The sequence below is a fragment of the Phreatobacter stygius genome (genome assembly GCF_005144885.1).
Classification (GTDB): Bacteria; Pseudomonadota; Alphaproteobacteria; order Rhizobiales; family Phreatobacteraceae; genus Phreatobacter; species Phreatobacter stygius.
Genome location: NZ_CP039690.1, coordinates 4241238 through 4257537, shown reverse-complemented (window position 1 = coordinate 4257537; position 16300 = coordinate 4241238). Strand labels below are relative to the sequence as shown.

The window sequence follows — 16300 nt, the reverse complement described above, 5'->3', positions numbered from 1 at the left end:
AATACAATACGCACCGTTGCGTATGTCAATAAGGAAAATGATTGTGACCCAAGTCGCTTCCGTCAGGACCGGCCGGCCGCGCGACCAGGCGGTCAACCGCGCAATCCTCGATGCCGCCCGCGACCTGATCGCGGAGCAGGGTTATGGAAGCTTCTCGATCGAGGCGGTGGCGGCCCGGGCAGCAGTCGCCAAACAGTCGATCTACCGGCGCTGGGCATCCAAGGGCGCGCTCCTGATCGACCTCTACATGGACGGGCTGGAAAGCGCCCGTCCGCTGCCGGGCACCGGCTTCGGACCGGACTTCAAGGCGCTGATGAGCCAGACGGTCCAGCGCCAGCGGGACATGGCTTATGCCAATGTGCTGAAGGGCCTGATGATCGAGGCGCAGAGCGATGCCGATCTCAGGCAATTGTTCATCGCCAAGATCGTCGCGCCGCGCCGCGAAACGCTGCGCCGCGTCCTGCTTCAGGCGAAGGATAAGGGCGAGCTGCCGGCTGGCCTCGATGTCGAAATGATGCTCGACCTGACCTTCGGCGCGGTCTGGTTCAACATGATCGCGACGGTGGAGGGCATCCAGAGCGATTTCCCGGAACGGGCGCTCGGCGTCTTCGAAACCTTGATGGCTGCGCGAAGCGGCGCCTGACGCCCGACGGCTTCAACGAGCGGATGCTCGCCAAAGCATGACGGTTCGCGACGGAAACGCCCGCACTTTGCACACAGGTCGGCCGTCCTTCGAGGCTCGCTGCGCTCGCACCTCACCCCGAAGCGATCACGCTCTAACGGCCGCCTCCCAACGCGATATGGCCGATGCCCTTGCGGGCGACCTCGTCGATCGCCTCGTCGTAACCGGCATCGGCATAACGCATGACGCCGAGCGAGGTGTCATTGGTCAGCGACAGGTCGAGCCGCTCCTCGGCCTCCGGCGTGCCGTCGGCGATCAGGGTGACGCCGGCGCTGGTCATGTAGCCGGCATAACCGCCGCCGCCCGAATGGATGGCGACGAGATCGGCCTTGGACGAACAGAGCATCATGGCGTCGATGAGCGGCCAGTCGGCGATCGCATCCGAACCGTCCTTCATGTTCTCGGTCATGATGTTGGGATGGGCCATGGCGCCGGCATCGAGATGGTCGCGGGTGAAGGCGATGGGACCGGCGAGTTCGCCCGAGGCGACCAGCCTGTTGACGGCGAGCGCCAGCGCGGTGCGTTCGCCATGGCCGAGCCAGGCGATGCGTGCCGGCAGCCCCTCGAAAGGCACATGTTCACGTGCGAGCCTGATCCAGTTGGTGACGATCCGGTTGTCCGGGAACATCTCCAGGAGCAGGTCGTCGATGCGCGCGATGTCGGCGCTGTCATTCGATAGCGCGATCCAGCGGAATGGCCCGATGGCGCGGGCGAATAGCGGCCTGAGGAAAGCCTCGGTGAAGATCGGGATGTCGAAGGCCCTGCCGACGCCGCCCTCTTTCGCTTGGGTGCGGATCAGGTTGCCATTGTCGAAGACGATGGCGCCCTTGGCCTGGAAACCGAGCATGGCTTCGACATGCCTGACGATCGAGGCGCGGCTTTCGGCCATCAGCGCCTTCGGGTCGGAGGTGCGCATGGCGCGCGCCTCGGCGAGCGTCCGGGTCGCCGGCACATAGCCATAGACAAGGTCATGGGCCGAGGTCTGGTCGGTGACGACATCGGGCACGATGCCGCGCGCCAGGATGTCCGGATAGATCTCGGCGGCATTGCCTGAGAGACCGACCGACAGCGGCCGACGGGCGGCCACGGCTTCGGCGATCATCGCCAGCGCCTCGTCGAGGTTCGCCGCGCGGCGTTCGAGATAGCCGATATCCAGGCGCTTGGTGATCCGCTCCGGATCGACATCGACGACCAGCGTCGCGGCGCCGGCCATCCGGCCGGCCAGTGGCTGGGCGCCGCCCATGCCGCCGAGCCCGGCGGTCAGCACGAAGCGGCCCTTCAGGTCGCCGCCGAAATGACGCTCGGCAATGCGCATGAAGATCTCGTAGGTGCCCTGAATGACCCCCTGCGAGCCGATATATTGCCAGTCGCCGGCGGTCAGCCCGCCCCAGCAGATCAGCCCCTTGTCCTGCAGCGCGTAGAAGGTCTCGGCCTTGGCCCATTGGCCGACAATGTTGCAATTGGCCATGATCACGATCGGCGCTTCGCGGTGCGTCCGGACGATGCCGATCGGCTTGCCGGACTGGACCAGCAGCGTCTGGTCCTCGCCCATGGTCTTCAACGCGCGGACGATGGCGTCGTGCGAGGGCCAGTCGCGCGCGGCCCGGCCGAGTGCTGCGTAGACGATGAGATTGTCCGGATCCTCGCCGACCGCCAGCACGTTTTCCAGCAGGCGCAAGAGCCCCTCCTGGCGCCAGCCCTTGCAGCGCAGATCATTGCCCGAGGCGACCTGAAAATCGTCCCTCATGCGACATGGTCCAGGGCATAGTCGACCAGCGGAATGCCCAGCGCCTTCTCGACATAGGGGTAGACGCTCCGGTCGGTGGCGCTCGAGCTCAAGGGGATGCGGGTCTTGGCAATGTGCAGCACCAGGAGCTCCATGCCCTCCTTGATATGGCCCGCGGAGATCGGCCGGCCTTCGGTGTCGAGGGTGGCGATCACATCCGGGTAGGTCGAAGTGCGCGCGCCGGTCTCGTCCTCGGTCGCCATATATTCGTTCATGACGTGCAGCTTGCAGGCCTTGCCGCCGGCGCTCAGCGTGATCGTGCCAATGTCGAAGGCGTCATTGGTATAAACCAGGTTCTTGGCGCTGACCTTGCCCCGGAACAGGATCGAGCCCTGGGCCGTCTCGCAGATCGCGTCGATGACGGCAGCGCCGCCCTTCGGTTCGGCCTTGATGATCGCAGCCCCCAGTTCAAGCGCCCGCGAAATACCGCCGAGCGCTGCATTCTCACGCACATAGGAGGCGCGCAGCGGATTGCGGCAGGACGCGATGAAACCGCCGGCCATGTCGCCGGCGGTGCGCAGGATCGGCGAGACCTTGGCGGTCGCGCCGCGCACCACCAGCTCGATATATTGGTTGTTGGCGCGGTTGCCGCCGACCGCGGTCTGGATCACCTGTTCGGGCGAGCCGGCCATGCCGATCGAACCCATGTCGCCGGTCGGATGCGCCCTGATGTCGCCGACCGCATCGATCACCTTGGTGCCGAGGATCGCCCCCGGAAGCCAGGCGTTGAGTGTCGAGGACATGCCGTTCTGGCCGATCATCAGGCCGTAGATCGGCGCGCCCAGCGCCTCCTGCAACAGCTTCACCGCATTGACATAGTCGACGCCGAGCATCTGCCAGTCGGTATTGTCGCCGGGCGCGCCGATCGCCGCGGCGGTGGCGATCCAGGCATCGTCGGGCACCTCGTCCATGGCGACGAGTTCCGGCGCGCCGGCATTGACCGCGGCGGTGCCGAGCATGATGCCATGACGGACCCAGCCGCCGCCGCCGGCCGCGAAGATCGATCCGCCCTTCACCGCCGCATCGACATCGGCTGCCTTCAGAATGCGTCCCATGGCTCAGTGTTCCTCTCGTCTGACTGATTTGCGGCCGGCGACGTTCCTGCTAGGGATCGTCCCCGCCCCGTTTCGCTCAACCGGAGAAAGACCACCCGCGCCGGGCGCCGCTTGATGCGGACCAGGGTCTGGGGTGGGCCGTCCTGATGGCGCTGGAAATCCACTCGCTCGTCTATTTCGTCCGCACGCTGCAGTGCCGCTCGATGAAGCAGGCGGCGGCCGATCTCGGCGTGCGCACCTCGACCGTCAGCCGCGCCTTGAGCGTGCTGGAATATGAACTGGCGACCCGGCTGATCGTGCGCCGGCCGGATGGCATCGTCGCCTCCTTCGAAGGCGAACAGCTGCAGCGGACCGCGATCCTGATTCTGAACTGGACCGCCGGATTGCCCGCGATCGTCGGCGGCGAGACGCGTGCCGCAACCCCCGACGACGGCGTGCCCATCGGGCTCGCCACGCTTGCCATGCTGCTCGCCGCGCCGGTCTCGCTCAGGACCCTGTCGCATTTTGCGCTGGCCGCGGAAGAGCGCAGCATTTCCGGCGCCGCGCGCCGGCTCGCCATCACCCAGCCAACCCTTGGCCGGCGCATCGGCGACCTCGAACGCTTCCTCGGCGTCGCGCTGTTCGACCGCGGCCGCGCCGGGTCCAGCCCGACCGCCGCGGCGCTCCGGCTGCATGCCTCGGTCGCCGAGATCGAGGCGCTGGCCAGCGCCATCATGAGGCGCGCCGATATCGGCTTCCTGCACCAGGTGCGCGACATCCGGCTCGGCTCGGTGATGCCGGCCGGCGTCGACAGCAGCCTGGCCGTGCTGCTGGCCCGGATCATCGAGGACTATACCAAGCGCGACCGCAACCGCTTCGTCTCGGTCAGCACCGGGCCGGCGCAGCTCCTGATGGAACAGTTGCTCGCCGGCGCGCTCGACGCCGCAATCGTCGATATTCCGGAAGTGCCGGAACAGTTCATGCGGCTCGAGATCGCCCGCCGGCCGCTTCATGTCATGGCGCCGGCGGCGGCCTATCGGGATGGCGACGCCGCCGCCGATCTGATCGAACGGCTGCCGCTCGCCCTGCCGATGACCGGCACCGGCCTCAGGCGCGCCATCGACCAGTTGCTGGGGGCCGGCCTGCATGCGCCGCGCCGGACCATCGAATGCGGCTCGATCCCCGTGCTGATGCGCCTGGTGATCAATGGCACCTGCTGCACGATCATCCCCGAGGGCTCGCTGCCGCACACCGATCCCAGGGTCCGCGCCCTGCCGCTGCCCGGCGCCGGCCTGATCACCAGCCTGATCTGGACCCCGGCGAAACAGGCGAGCGCCCAGGTCCAGCTGATCCGCGAACTGGTTCAGGAACGGCCTTTCGCCTGACATGAGCGGCGCTCGACGCGGCGGGGTCGGAGCTGATCTCATCGGTCACCGCGCGATCTTGTGCTCGACCCGCGCGATCAGGCGCACCACCGGCCAGAGCAGGACCAGGTAGATCAGGGCGGCGAGCACGAGCGGCGAGGTGTTGTAGGTGAGCGAGCGGGCGAGATCGGCCGAATAGAGCAGTTCCGGCACCGCGACGATGCTGGCGAGCGAGGTCAGCTTCACCAGTTCCATCGTATTGGACAACAAGTCGGGCAGCACGTTGCGCACCGCCTGGGGCAAGGTCACGTGGATGAAGGTCTGCGCGGCGCTGAGCCCGGTCGAGCGGGCGGCCTCGATCTGGCCAGCGGGTACGCTTTCGACGCCGGCCCGGTAGATCTCGCCGTAATAGCTCGAGGCGTTGAGCAGGAAGGCGACGCAGATCGAGCCGGTCGGCCCGAGCCGGATGCCGGCGAAAGGCAGGCCGGAATGGATGAAGATCAACAGGACGAGTGGCGGAAAGGCGCGCCAGAAATCGATGAAGACGATCGCGGTCCAGCGGATCGCCCGGTATTTGCTGGTGGCGAGCAGCATGGTGCCGATGCCGCTCAGAAGCCCGATCGGGATGAGCAGCAGGCACAGCAGCAGCGTGGTGACGAGGCCCTTGAAGATCAGCGGCGCCACTTTCAGCATGATCTCGATGTTGAAGAATTCGCTGATGAAAATATCCATCAGGCGCGCCTCCAGCCATAACGGCGCTCGAGCCAGCGCGAGGCGACGACCAGCGGGAAGAACACCACGATGTAGAGCGCAGCCCCGATCATCAGCGGCGTGGCATTGCCGGAGAAGGCCTGAGCCGACATCGAGCGGCCGAGGATCTCGCTGACCCCGATGGCGCTGCCGAGCGCGGTGTTCTTGGTGATCGAAATGGTCTTGTTGGTGAGCGGCGGAATGGCCAGGCGCACCGCCTGCGGCAGCACCACCGAGCCAAGGGTCTGGCCGAAGGTCAGGCCGGTCGAGCGCGCCGCCATCCATTGCCCTGATGGAACCGAGGTGATGCCGGCCCAGAACACCTCCTCGGCGAAGGCCGCCAGCACGGCGGCGAGCGACAGCCAGAGCACGATGAAATTCGGCAGCACGATGCCGATATTGGGCAGGCCGAAATAGATCAGCAGGATCAGCACCAGCGGCGGCAAGGCGCGGAAGATGTCGACGAAGACGATGATGGCGAAGGTCAGGGGGCGCTTGCCGAGGGACCGCAGCACGGCAAGGCCAAGGCCAGCGGTTATGCCCGTGACGATCACCGCGATGCCGATCAGGACGGTGACCGCAACCCCGCCGAGGATCGCCGGGAAATAGCGCGCGGCAATCTCCGGATCGAAAAATGTCGCGAGGAACCTGTCCCAATCAGATGGCACGTCGATCGTCTCTCTTCGTCCTGGAGCGCCGCGATCCGGCACGGCCCATGGGCCGCCGCGCTAGTGTCGGACTTCCCGCAGAAAGCGCTGGGTGCGCTCCTGTTGCGGCTTGGCGAAAATGGCCTCGGCCGTGCCCTCTTCGACGACCAGGCCCTGGTCGAGAAACAGCACCCGGTCGGCGGCATCGCGGGCAAAGCGCATCTCGTGGCTGGCGATCACCATGGTCATGCCGGCGTCGCGCAGGTCGCGGACCACGGCCAGCACGCTGCCGACCAGTTCCGGGTCGAGCGCCGAGGTCGGCTCGTCCATCAGGATGATCTTCGGCTCGAGCGCCAGCGCGCGGGCAATCGCCACGCGCTGCTGCTGGCCGCCCGACAACTCGCTCGGATAGGCGCCGGCCTTTTCGGCCAGGCCGACCCGGTCGAGCTGGGCGAGCGCCAGGGCATCGGCCTCGGCGCGCGACTTGCCGACCACCTTGCGCAGGGCCAGCGTGACGTTGCCGAGCGCGGTCAGGTGCGGATAGAGGTTGAAGCTCTGGAACACCATGCCGACCTGCCGGCGCATCAGATTGACATTGGTGTGCGGCGACAGGAGGTCGACACCGTCGATCACGATGCTGCCACCGGTCGGCTCCTCCAGCCGGTTGCAGCAGCGCAACAGCGTGCTCTTGCCCGACCCCGACGGGCCGATCAGGAAGACCAGTTCGGTGGGGGCGACCACGAGGTCGACCCCCTTCAGCACCTCATTGGCTCCGAAGGCCTTGCGGACGCCGCGCGCCTCGAGCAACGGACCGAGGTCCGGGAGCGGCTGATCGTTCAGCATGGCGGGTCGAAGGGCCGGTCGTCATGACCGGTCATGCCGGGAACACCGACGCCCGGATAGATGGTGGTGGTGGCCGAACCCGGCACCGGATCGACGCCGAACCACTTCTTGTACATGGCGGCCAGCGTGCCGTCCTTCTTCATGCATTGCAGCGCGCCTTCGAGCGTCGCCCGCAGTTCGGTGCTGCCGTTGCGCAGCGGCATCGACCAGACGAGGCCGGTGCGCTCGAGCCATGAGTTCTTCAGCCGGGCATTGTTCTTGACCACCCAGGCGGTGACGGTGGCCGCCGAGACATTGGCATAGGCGCGCCCGGACAGGACTGCCTGCACCGCATCGGTGCTGGTGGCGAAGGCTTCCGCCGTCCAGCCGATCCTGGGCGCCAGGTCCTGCACCCATTTCTCGTAGATCGAGCCGCGCTGCACCGCGATGACCTGGCCCTTGAGCTGGGCAAGATCGGTGATATCGGGTTTGTCCCTGAGCGTCAGGAACCGGTAGTCGGCGTCGACGAAGCCCTCCATGAACAGCATCTGCTGTGAGCGCTCGGGTGTCACCGTCACCACCGCAGTGAGGAAATCATAGGTGCCGGCCTGCAGCGCCGGGATCAGCCCGGCGAACTGGGTGCCCTCGACCTGGATCGGCCGGCGGATCCGCCGCGAGATCTCCTCGACCACGTCAATATTGAAGCCTTCGAGGCCACCGGACAGTTTGGGCATGGCATGGGGGGCGAAAGTGGCATCGATCGCCGAGCGCAGCGGCGGCTGCTGGGCGTGGGCGGCGGTCATTCCGGCGACAAGGCCGGCGACCAGCGCAAGGCTCGATCTCAACATGGTCTTCTCCTCGAGGCTCCACGGTCCTGCCGGGCACTGAGATAATTCTAGTCTTTCTATAAATTTACAAAGCCGCAATTCCACCAGGCGATGCGAAAACTGCAACAGGCCATGCGTGTGACGCGTCAAGATGCGGGCCGGCGCTCGAGCCTTGCCGCCTGGCCACATGGTCCCGGTGCACCGACCAGCACGCCGGACATGTTGCGATGCAAACGAATAATCCAGAATTCCGCTGACTTTTCGAGACACGCTCGAGGCTCGCCACCGGATGCGATGATGCGCAACTGATGGGCACATTCCGATAGCGGCGCGCCGCCATCGAACGCGCCGCCGCGACATCAGCGCGTGACGCGACGAAGCCGCCGCTTGCATCGCTCGGGCCGATAGCGCTAGACAGCGCAGGGCATCAGTCTACTAAATTTATCATCTTTGAAAGAAGATGGTTTCTTGAGCAGGTGTTGCACAGATCATGATCTCCTTTCGCCCCGAAAGAGAGACGACTTTTCGCATGGCGATGACCCGCGCCGCCGGGTCGTCGCGCCGGGCCGGGACCAGAGCGCAGGGATCAGGGCGTGCTGACGAAGAAGGGCAAATATGGCCTCAAGGCCATGATTCATCTGGCGAACCGTCCGTCGGGCGAGACCGCATTGGTCGCCGATATCGCAACCGCCAATGCGATCCCCAAGAAATTCCTCGACGCCATCCTCGGCGAATTGCGCACCGCCGGATTTTTGCACAGCAAGAAGGGCCGGGGCGGCGGCTATCGCCTGTCGCGTCCGGCCGAAGACATCCTGGTCGGCGAGCTGATCCGGACGCTCGACGGCTCGCTGGCGCCGATCGCCTGCGCCAGCCGTTCGGCCTATCAGCGCTGCGACGATTGCCCGGATGAGAATGCCTGCGCCACCCGCCTGCTGATGGTCCAGGTCGGCGACGCGATCGCCGGCGTGGTCGACGCCCTGTCGCTCGCCGAGCTGCGCGACCTGGTGCGCGACCCGTTCGATTCCTTCGTCTATCACATCTGACGTCCGGAACGGTCCGCCTCCGGTCTGGTACCCCGGCCGCCAGCTGACTATGCTCGGACGGCTATGGATACCATGCTGTTCCGCGATATCGCCGATATCAGCTTCCGCCAGTTGCGGGTGCTGCATGTGCTGATGCTCGAGAAGAGCCTGACGCGGGCGGCGACCCTGCTCGGCACCACCCAGCCGGCGATCAGCAAGGTGCTGGCGAAGCTCCGGCTCGAATTCAACGATCCGCTGTTCGTCCGCGTCGGTGCCACCATGCAGCCGACACCCAAGGCCTTGCTGCTGGCCGAGCCGCTGCGCCAATTGCTGGCCCAGGCCGAAGCGCTGGGGCGGGCGCCGGTCAACTTCGATCCGACGTCCTCCTTCAGGCAATATCGGCTGCTGGTCAGCGATGTCGGCCAGCTGCGCTTCCTGCCGCCGCTGATGAATGCGCTGGTCACCGAGGGGCCGCATGTCCAGTTGGTCGCGCTGCCGCTCGATATCAGGCAGTTCCAGGCCCAGCTCGAGACCGGCGTGGCGGATATCGCGCTCGGCGCCTTTCCGCGCGCCACCCAAGGCTTGCGGCGCCAGCGGCTCTACAGCGAAGGCTATCTGAGCGTCGCGCGCGCCGACCATCCACGGCTTGCGCAATTGACCGGCCGGGCCGGCTTTCTCGCCGAGCGGCATATCATCGTCGCGGCCTCCTATACCGGGCACGGCGCCCATGTCATGGCCGAGCAAGCCCTGACCACCGAGATCCCGGCCGACCGGATCGTGCTGAGCGTGCCGAGCTTCGTCGGCGCCGCGCTTGCCGCCGCGCGCAGCCAGGCGATCGCCACGCTGCCGGGCCGGCTCGCGCAGGGGTTCGGACGCGAAATCGGTCTCGTCGCCTTCCGCCCGCCGCTCGTCTTGCCGAAGATCGAGATCGCTCAATATTGGCATGAGCGCTATCACCGCGACGCCGGCCACCAATGGTTGCGCGCCCTGGTACACCGGACCTTCGGCGGTCCTGCGCGCGCCGACTGACGGCCGAGATCATTCCGATCGGTTATGCAGATCATGCCGCCGGCGGCATGGCACCAGCTGGGCGCGGCGCGCTAGACTCACATCTTGAACGCGGCACCCGCGCGCGCCCCGAGGATATCGACGTGATCACCGACTATCAGCCGATCCCCCTGCCCGACTACCGGGAAATGCCCCTCGAGGAGATGCGGCGGCGCGCTGCCGAATTCTACGACATGGTCCGGCAGCGCCACACGGTGCGCGATTTCTCGCCGCGTCCGGTGCCGCGCGACCTGATCGACACCTGCCTGCGCGCCGCCGGCACGGCGCCGAACGGCGCCAATCACCAGCCCTGGCACTTCTGCGTCATCGGCGACCCGGGCGTGAAGCGGCGGATCCGCGAAGCGGCCGAAGAAGAGGAGGAGCGGTTTTATGCCGGCAAGGCCGGCGAGGAATGGCTCGCCGCGCTGAAGCCGCTCGGCACCGATCCGCACAAGCCGTTCCTGGAGACCGCGCCCTGGCTGATCTGCATCTTCGGCGCGCGCAAGAGCCCGAGCGCCGACGGCGTGTTGCGCAAGAACTACTACGTGCCGGAATCGGTCAACATCGCCACGGGCATCCTGTTGACCGCGCTGCATTATGCCGGCTTGACGACCCTCACCCACACGCCGAACCCGATGGGTTTCCTGAATGAGATCTGCGGCCGGCCGGAGACCGAGAAGCCCTATATCCTGATGGTCGTCGGCTATCCCGCCGATGACGCCACCATCCCCGCCCATGCGATCGAGAAGAAGCCGCTGAATGAGATCGCATCCTATCTGTGACGCCGCTCCCAAGCTGAACGAGGCGCGGCGCCGGACCTGACAGCCCAAGGGGGAACCGGCATGGAAAGCGCGACCGACCGCTACACGGATCTGATCGATGTCATGAGGCGGCGGCGCAGCGTGCGCCGCTTCGAGCCCGGCCAGACGGTCGATCGCGCCGTGCTGCTCAAGATCGCCGAGGCCGGGCGATGGGCACCGACCGGCGCCAACTCGCAATGTTTCGACATTGTCGTCGTCGACGACCCCAAGGTGCGCGACGCCGTGCTCGATGTGTTCATCGACCAGTCGAACCGGCTGATCGACCACGTCAAAGGTTTTCCGGCGGTCAAGAAGACCTATCTGGCCAATACCGTCGCCATCGTCATCGTGCTGGCCGACGAGCGCTGGAAACAGGCCTTTCCACAGGCCACCACCGCTGCCTGGGAACGCGAATATCACGAGAACAACGAGCGCATCCTGATCGCCTCGATCGGCGCGGCGGTGCAGAACATCCAGCTGGCGGTGACCGCCGTCGGGCTCACCTCGGCCTGGCTGTCGGGCGGCGGCGAGGACACCACCAACGAAGACCTGCGGCGGGTGCTGGGTTTCCCGGAGGGCCTGCGCGCCGTCGGCACGATCCCGATCGGCGTGCCGGAAAAGGACCTGGCGTCGCGCTACCGCCGGCCGCTCGACCAGGTCGTCCATTGGAACGGCTACGACCCGGAGAAATTCCGGCCCCAGGCCATGCTCGACTATTACGTCCAGGAGGTCAGGCAGTTCGCCATGTATCGCGGCGAAGAGGATGCCGGCCACTGGGAGGATGCCGACAAGCGGCTGGGTCCGTGGAAAGAGGCCTTCACCGGACCGCGGCCCAATCCTGGCGGCAAGATCGGCTGACCGGGTCTCGAACGGGCCGGCCCATGCCCACGTTCGACCTGGCCATCACGGCCGTTTGCCGATCAGCCTTCGGCGAACCAAAAAGAGCCCGACGACAGCGATCGAGCCGGCGACCAAGGTCGCCGCCAGGCCGGAGCTGAGGCTCGCCAGGAGCCTCAGGCCCAGGGCCTCGATGGCTGCGGTGATCCAGTCGAACAGCACCTGGCCGGCAAAGCCCGGCAGCGGAATGCCGAAGATGCCTGACGTCATGACCAGACGCGGGACGCCAGAAGCGGCCGCCGGCTGAGCAGGAAGTCCTCGACCGCTTCGGTCAAGCCGGTGCATTCGGCATCACCGATCTCGAGGCTGAGCGCCATCATGGCGCGGCGCGCCAGATAGATGCCGCGGTCGAGCATGTCGAAAAAGAACAATTCCTTCAGCCGCGGGTCCCCGGCCGCGGCATCAGCCGGGGTCAGCACCGGAACGGCGGAAAAATGCGCGGTGATCAGCGAGCCGATGCCGGTGAACTCGAGCGCCGCGCCGTGCTTGCGGCAGAGCCGGTTCAGCTGCGTGCGCAGATCGTCGCCACGCTGGTTGAGCGCCAGGACGGCGGATGGCGTGAAGATCTCGGTCATGCCGGCATGGCCGGCGGCCATGGTCAGCACGTTGTTGTTGAAGGTGCCGGCATGCTGCAAGGCGTTCGGCCGGCGTGGATCGTAAAGCGCCATCAGGTCCTCGCGCCCGCCAAAGGCGCCGAACGACATGCCGCCGCCGACATATTTGCCGAGCGTCGTCAGGTCCGGCAGGATGTCGAGCGCCTGCTGCAGCCCACCCGGCGACAACCGCGAGGTCATCACCTCGTCGAAGATCAGCAGGGCACCATGGCGGGTCGCGCCGGCGCGCAGCGCGCCGAGGAATGACCGGTCGCCGGCAATGCAGCCGCCGGAGCCGAGCATCGGCTCGACCAGGATGGCGGCGAGCTCCGGCCCATGGATCGCGAGCAGGCGTTCGGTCTCGGCGACATCGTTATAGCGGCCGATCACCAGATCGTAAGGCGCATTGAGCGGGCTGGCGCCGCCGCCGAAACTCAGCAGGCCGCCATGATAACCGCCCTTGAAGACCAGCACCTTGGAGCGGCCGGTCGCAACCACGGCGGTGGCAACCGCCATCAGGTTTGCCTCCGTGCCGGAATTGGTGAAGCGGACAAGCTCGACCGAGGGAAAGCGATCGCAGACCACCCGGGCAAGCTTCGCCTCCAGGAGGTTGTGCCCGGCGAGATTGATGCCGGCGTCGAGCGCCTTGTCGATCGCGGCGCGGATCACCGGATGCGAATGACCGAACAGCCCCGCGGTGTATTCGCCGAGGAAATCGACATAGTCATGGCCGTCGGCGTCGCGGACACGGCAGCCCCTGCCCTCGGCGATGACCAGCGGAAACGGCGCGTAGAACAGGACCGAGCGGGTATTGCCGCCCGGCATGACGGCGCAGGCCGCCTCATGCTGTTTCAGGCTTTCCGGGTTGCGCGCGACGAAGCGCTCGCGGACATCGGCGAGTGCCGCGTCGATATCGATATTGACTGTCGCCGATAGCGCCTGCTGGCTGGTCATGACGAGGCATCCCGGGTTTTCAGATGAAGGTCAGAAGACGTTTCGGATTGCCGATCAGGATGGCGTCGATCTCGGCCTGGCTGAAGCCGCGGGCGCGCATCATCGGCACGACATTGGTGTAGATGTGGCCATAGCCATGGCCGCCGAACTGGGTCAGCCGGGTCCGGTAGCAGATGTCGTGGCTGATCACGACGCGGGCGAGATGGCCCCGGTCGATCAGCGCGCGGATCAGCTTGAGCCGGCCGGCATCATTGGGCATGTCGATGTCGGAGAGCGGGTAATAGCTCTGCTCCTGGCCGAACAGGTCGAACTCCAGCACGCAGCCGCTGTCGGCGAGGCGCAGCAGCCGGCCTTCGTCGAAGATCGTCCGGTCGATGTGGCTGATCACCACCCGCTCGATGTCGCCGCCCTCGGCACGGATGAAATCGGCGACCTCCTGCGGCTGGTCGTGATGGCGGCCGGGATGGACATTGATGGCAGCCCCGGTTTCGGCCTGTGCCGCGAGCGCGCCGCGCATGACCCGCTTCTCGAGTGCCGTCCAGGGCGCCTGACAGCCGATCTCGCCAATGATGCCGGCGCGCACCGCGGTGCCCCAGGCGCCGCCAAAGACCTGCCCGATCATTTCCGCGGCGAAGCTCTCGGGCGTGCGCGTCTCGTTCGCCCGGTCCTGGTATTCGTCGACATAGTGGCCGCAGCCCATGACGATATGGCTGCCGGTGCGGCGCGCCACCTCGGCGAGGCCTTCCGGATCGGGCTTCAGACCGCCGCAGGTGAGCTCGACCACGGTGCGGCCACCGGCCGCGCGCATCTCGGCAATCTCGGCGACCGCCGTGTCGCGGCAGCGCAGCACCAGGTTGCCCGGCACTTTCAGGCGGCCGTAATTGATCCGGTAGCAATTGCAGAGGTCGATCTCCGGGCCCTGGTTGGGATCGTCGGCCATGACCTTGGTCCGGATGTCCCAGATCAGATGTTCATGCATCAAGGTCGGCCCGAGCTCGCCCGGATCGACCGGTCCGAGCACCGTCTGCGCCTTGCCACGAAGCTGGTCCCTTGTGACCCCGGCCATGTGTCTCTCCCTTTTGCGGAATGATCGGCGTTTCGCCGTCAGGCGGTCGGCGGCAGCCTGCGGAAATAGGCCGAGGACGCATCGCCCTGGTGGGCGGTGCCGTAGATCCGGCCGTCGGGAAAATATTCGGCATTGTGCTGGACGATCGAGGCCGCCTCGGCGCCGGCCTCGTCGGCGATGAAGGCGAGCGTCAGGTCGATGCCGGCCGAGACGCCGGCGGAGGTCCAGATATTGCCGTCGCGGACAAAACGCTCCTCCACGACGGTCACCTCGGGCAGAGCCCGCAGACCGGCCAGCAGCTTCCAATGGGTGGTCGCCCGTCGGCCTTTCAACAGCCCGGCCGCCTCCAGGATCAGCGCGCCGGTGCAGACCGACAGCACGTGGCGGCAGGATCTGGCCTGGGCCGCGACGAAGCCGACGAGCCGCGGGTTGCGCGCTTCTTCGAGGGCCGCGAAACCGCCGGGCACCAGCAGGTAGTCGAGCGCCGGGCAAGCTTCGAACGACAGGTCGGCCGCAATCTTCAGACCCTTGGCGCAGGCGGTCGCGCCGCCTGTCTCGCTCACCGTCAGGCATTCCGGTCCCTTGGCGTAACTCCGCCACATCGTCGCCATTTCCCAGGGGCCGACCAGGTCGAGTTCCTCGACGCCGGGATAGACAAGGAAACCGAAGCGCATGGCGTTCATCCCCAGTGGGACCTGATGGTCAATTGCTGAGCCGGCAGCCGGCCTCTTCGGCAGTCCGGAAGACCTGTTCGGCCGGCAGCGTCGCCAGCACCTCCTGCACGTCGAACGGGCCGGTCGAGGCCCGGGGAGACTTGACCCGCAAGATATACATCGGGTTCAGCACGCGGCCGTCCTGACGGATACGCACGTCTGCATTGTTGAAGTCGTTGACCGGCAGTTCCTTCATCTTGGCATTGACGGTGCGGGCCTCCACCGTGCCGGCCGCCTGGACTGCGCGCAGATAATGCAGCACGGCCGAATAGGTCGCGGCATGGACCATGTTGGGGATCTTGCCCGGCAGCCTGGCATTGAACCGCCGGGTCCAGGCGCGGGTTTCCTCGGTGCGGTCCCAGTAGAAGGATTCGCTGGCGACCAGACCTTCGGCCGCGGCGAGCCCGATGCCGACCACGTCGTTGGACAACAGGCTGAGGCCGGCGAGGCGCTGGCCGCCGGCGCCGCCAACGAGCCCGAATTCGCCGGCCTGCTTGATGGCGTTGATCAGGTCCTGGCCGGCGAGCGCCAGGGCGATGACGCCGGCGCGCGAACCCTGCGCCTGCAACAGGAAGGACGAGAAGTCGGCGGTCCCGAGCGGCGCCCGGACACTGCCGGCCACCCGGCCGCCGGCGGCCGCGACGACCCGGCCGGTGTCGCGCTCCAGGGCATGGCCGAAGGCATAGTCGGCGGTGATGAAGAACCACGATCCGACACCGACGCCGCGGCTCAGATAGACGCCGGTCGCGACCGCCTGGGCATGGGTGTCATAAGCCCATTGGGTCGAGACGGCCGAACATTCCTTGCCGGCGAAATCCGGATTGCCGGCGCCAACGACCAGGAAACTGCGCCCGGCCTGGCGCGCGGCATTGAGCACCGCGAAGGCGGTGGTCGAATTGCCGCCGCCGACGATCACCTCGGCACGGTCGACATCGAACCAGCGCCGGGCATTGGCCGAGGCGATGTCCGGCCGGTTCTGGTCATCGGCGGAGCGGATGACGATCGGCCGGCCGAGCACCTGGCCGCCGAAATCCGCCACGGCCAGTTCGGCCGCCAGCACCTGGCCGGGGCCGGTGACGTCGATATAGGGACCGCTCTGGTCGCCGCTGACCCCGATGATGAAGGGCTGCGGCGCCTGCGCCCGGGCTGTTGCGAACGGCACGATCGCGGCCGCCGCGGCAAGCAGAACCCCAATGCGACGCGAAAACCGGACAGCTCGTTCGACCCGATGCATCGGCCCCTCCCCTTTTTGATTGCCTCTCTTGTACATCGTACAATTAAGTCTTGTCCAGTGTA

General features: G+C 66.7%; 17 protein-coding genes. 6 read left to right on the top strand and 11 right to left on the bottom strand.

What is annotated here, in order from left to right; all coding sequences use genetic code 11:
• The first annotated feature begins 43 nt into the window (after positions 1–43).
• Entirely contained in the window at positions 44–643 is a 600-nt protein-coding gene (locus E8M01_RS20005; RefSeq protein ID WP_170181983.1) for a TetR/AcrR family transcriptional regulator, read from the top strand.
• Positions 644–776: 133 nt separating this feature from the next.
• Here the strand turns inward: E8M01_RS20005 and E8M01_RS20000 are convergent, their stop codons facing one another.
• Positions 777–2429: a thiourocanate hydratase gene (locus tag E8M01_RS20000; protein WP_136961741.1), complete on the bottom strand. Its 1653-nt coding sequence runs from the start codon at positions 2427–2429 to the stop codon at positions 777–779.
• Positions 2426–3523 (bottom strand): thiohydantoin desulfurase, encoded by a 1098-nt coding sequence (locus E8M01_RS19995; RefSeq protein ID WP_136961740.1) that lies wholly within the window; start codon positions 3521–3523, stop codon positions 2426–2428. The genes E8M01_RS20000 and E8M01_RS19995 overlap by 4 nt, the downstream gene beginning before the upstream one ends.
• A 146-nt stretch (positions 3524–3669) precedes the next feature.
• On the opposite strand from E8M01_RS19995, the gene E8M01_RS19990 reads away from it, so the two are divergent.
• On the top strand, positions 3670–4887 hold the full coding sequence (locus E8M01_RS19990) for a LysR family transcriptional regulator (protein WP_136961739.1): 1218 nt from the start codon (positions 3670–3672) through the stop codon (positions 4885–4887).
• 45 nt (positions 4888–4932) lie between these two features.
• Here the strand turns inward: E8M01_RS19990 and E8M01_RS19985 are convergent, their stop codons facing one another.
• Genes E8M01_RS19985 through E8M01_RS19970 form a run of 4 tightly spaced genes read right to left on the bottom strand, consistent with a single transcriptional unit; the run spans position 4933 to position 7933 of the window.
• Entirely contained in the window at positions 4933–5598 is a 666-nt protein-coding gene (locus E8M01_RS19985; protein ID WP_136961738.1) for an amino acid ABC transporter permease, read from the bottom strand.
• Complete coding sequence (locus E8M01_RS19980; protein ID WP_136961737.1) at positions 5598–6284, bottom strand: amino acid ABC transporter permease; 687 nt, start codon at positions 6282–6284, stop codon at positions 5598–5600. Before E8M01_RS19980 ends, E8M01_RS19985 begins: the two co-directional genes overlap by 1 nt.
• A 60-nt stretch (positions 6285–6344) precedes the next feature.
• Entirely contained in the window at positions 6345–7106 is a 762-nt protein-coding gene (locus E8M01_RS19975; protein WP_136961736.1) for an amino acid ABC transporter ATP-binding protein, read from the bottom strand.
• Positions 7100–7933, bottom strand: coding sequence for a transporter substrate-binding domain-containing protein (locus E8M01_RS19970; protein ID WP_215908773.1), 834 nt, complete (start codon positions 7931–7933; stop codon positions 7100–7102). The genes E8M01_RS19975 and E8M01_RS19970 overlap by 7 nt, the downstream gene beginning before the upstream one ends.
• A 572-nt stretch (positions 7934–8505) precedes the next feature.
• Here E8M01_RS19970 and E8M01_RS19965 point away from each other — a divergent pair.
• From E8M01_RS19965 to E8M01_RS19950, 4 genes are all read left to right on the top strand, one after another.
• Positions 8506–8955 (top strand): RrF2 family transcriptional regulator, encoded by a 450-nt coding sequence (locus tag E8M01_RS19965; RefSeq protein ID WP_136961735.1) that lies wholly within the window; start codon positions 8506–8508, stop codon positions 8953–8955.
• 72 nt (positions 8956–9027) lie between these two features.
• The gene (locus E8M01_RS19960) at positions 9028–9963 is read left to right on the top strand and encodes a LysR family transcriptional regulator (RefSeq protein WP_170181982.1); all 936 of its coding nucleotides are present in this window, start codon (positions 9028–9030) and stop codon (positions 9961–9963) included.
• Between the two features lie 122 nt (positions 9964–10085).
• Complete coding sequence (locus E8M01_RS19955; protein WP_425467671.1) at positions 10086–10763, top strand: nitroreductase family protein; 678 nt, start codon at positions 10086–10088, stop codon at positions 10761–10763.
• Positions 10764–10823: 60 nt separating this feature from the next.
• Entirely contained in the window at positions 10824–11639 is an 816-nt protein-coding gene (locus tag E8M01_RS19950; protein ID WP_136961732.1) for a nitroreductase family protein, read from the top strand.
• A gap of 45 nt (positions 11640–11684) precedes the next feature.
• On the opposite strand, the gene E8M01_RS19945 is transcribed toward E8M01_RS19950, so the two are convergent.
• From E8M01_RS19945 to E8M01_RS19925, 5 genes are read right to left on the bottom strand one after another with little or no spacing between them, the layout of a single operon-like run.
• A complete protein-coding gene (locus tag E8M01_RS19945) occupies positions 11685–11888 on the bottom strand; it encodes a hypothetical protein (RefSeq protein WP_136961731.1) in 204 nt (67 codons plus the stop codon).
• Positions 11885–13225, bottom strand: a complete 1341-nt coding sequence (locus E8M01_RS19940; protein ID WP_136961730.1) for an aspartate aminotransferase family protein — start codon at positions 13223–13225, stop codon at positions 11885–11887. The genes E8M01_RS19945 and E8M01_RS19940 overlap by 4 nt, the downstream gene beginning before the upstream one ends.
• 19 nt (positions 13226–13244) lie before the next feature.
• Positions 13245–14291 carry a phosphotriesterase family protein gene (locus E8M01_RS19935; RefSeq protein WP_136961729.1) on the bottom strand — a complete coding sequence of 349 codons (1047 nt, stop codon included), beginning with the start codon at positions 14289–14291 and terminating at the stop codon, positions 13245–13247.
• 38 nt (positions 14292–14329) lie between these two features.
• Entirely contained in the window at positions 14330–14965 is a 636-nt protein-coding gene (locus E8M01_RS19930; protein WP_136961728.1) for a DJ-1/PfpI family protein, read from the bottom strand.
• A 28-nt stretch (positions 14966–14993) separates the two neighbouring features.
• On the bottom strand, positions 14994–16238 hold the full coding sequence (locus tag E8M01_RS19925) for an ABC transporter substrate-binding protein (protein WP_136961727.1): 1245 nt from the start codon (positions 16236–16238) through the stop codon (positions 14994–14996).
• Between the last annotated feature and the right edge of the window lie 62 nt (positions 16239–16300).

Excerpts from the sequence above, each read along its gene's own strand:
- E8M01_RS20000 (WP_136961741.1), bottom strand. The coding sequence starts at position 2,429 with ATGAGGGACGATTTTCAGGTCGCCTCGGGCAATGATCTGCGCTGCAAG.
- E8M01_RS19995 (WP_136961740.1), bottom strand. The coding sequence starts at position 3,523 with ATGGGACGCATTCTGAAGGCAGCCGATGTCGATGCGGCGGTGAAGGGC.
- E8M01_RS19990 (WP_136961739.1), top strand. The coding sequence starts at position 3,670 with ATGGCGCTGGAAATCCACTCGCTCGTCTATTTCGTCCGCACGCTGCAG.
- E8M01_RS19985 (WP_136961738.1), bottom strand. The coding sequence starts at position 5,598 with ATGGATATTTTCATCAGCGAATTCTTCAACATCGAGATCATGCTGAAA.
- E8M01_RS19975 (WP_136961736.1), bottom strand. The coding sequence starts at position 7,106 with ATGCTGAACGATCAGCCGCTCCCGGACCTCGGTCCGTTGCTCGAGGCG.
- E8M01_RS19970 (WP_215908773.1), bottom strand. The coding sequence starts at position 7,933 with ATGTTGAGATCGAGCCTTGCGCTGGTCGCCGGCCTTGTCGCCGGAATG.
- E8M01_RS19960 (WP_170181982.1), top strand. The coding sequence starts at position 9,028 with ATGCTGTTCCGCGATATCGCCGATATCAGCTTCCGCCAGTTGCGGGTG.
- E8M01_RS19950 (WP_136961732.1), top strand. The coding sequence starts at position 10,824 with ATGGAAAGCGCGACCGACCGCTACACGGATCTGATCGATGTCATGAGG.
- E8M01_RS19945 (WP_136961731.1), bottom strand. The coding sequence starts at position 11,888 with ATGACGTCAGGCATCTTCGGCATTCCGCTGCCGGGCTTTGCCGGCCAG.
- E8M01_RS19940 (WP_136961730.1), bottom strand. The coding sequence starts at position 13,225 with ATGACCAGCCAGCAGGCGCTATCGGCGACAGTCAATATCGATATCGAC.
- E8M01_RS19935 (WP_136961729.1), bottom strand. The coding sequence starts at position 14,291 with ATGGCCGGGGTCACAAGGGACCAGCTTCGTGGCAAGGCGCAGACGGTG.
- E8M01_RS19930 (WP_136961728.1), bottom strand. The coding sequence starts at position 14,965 with ATGCGCTTCGGTTTCCTTGTCTATCCCGGCGTCGAGGAACTCGACCTG.
- E8M01_RS19925 (WP_136961727.1), bottom strand. The coding sequence starts at position 16,238 with ATGCATCGGGTCGAACGAGCTGTCCGGTTTTCGCGTCGCATTGGGGTT.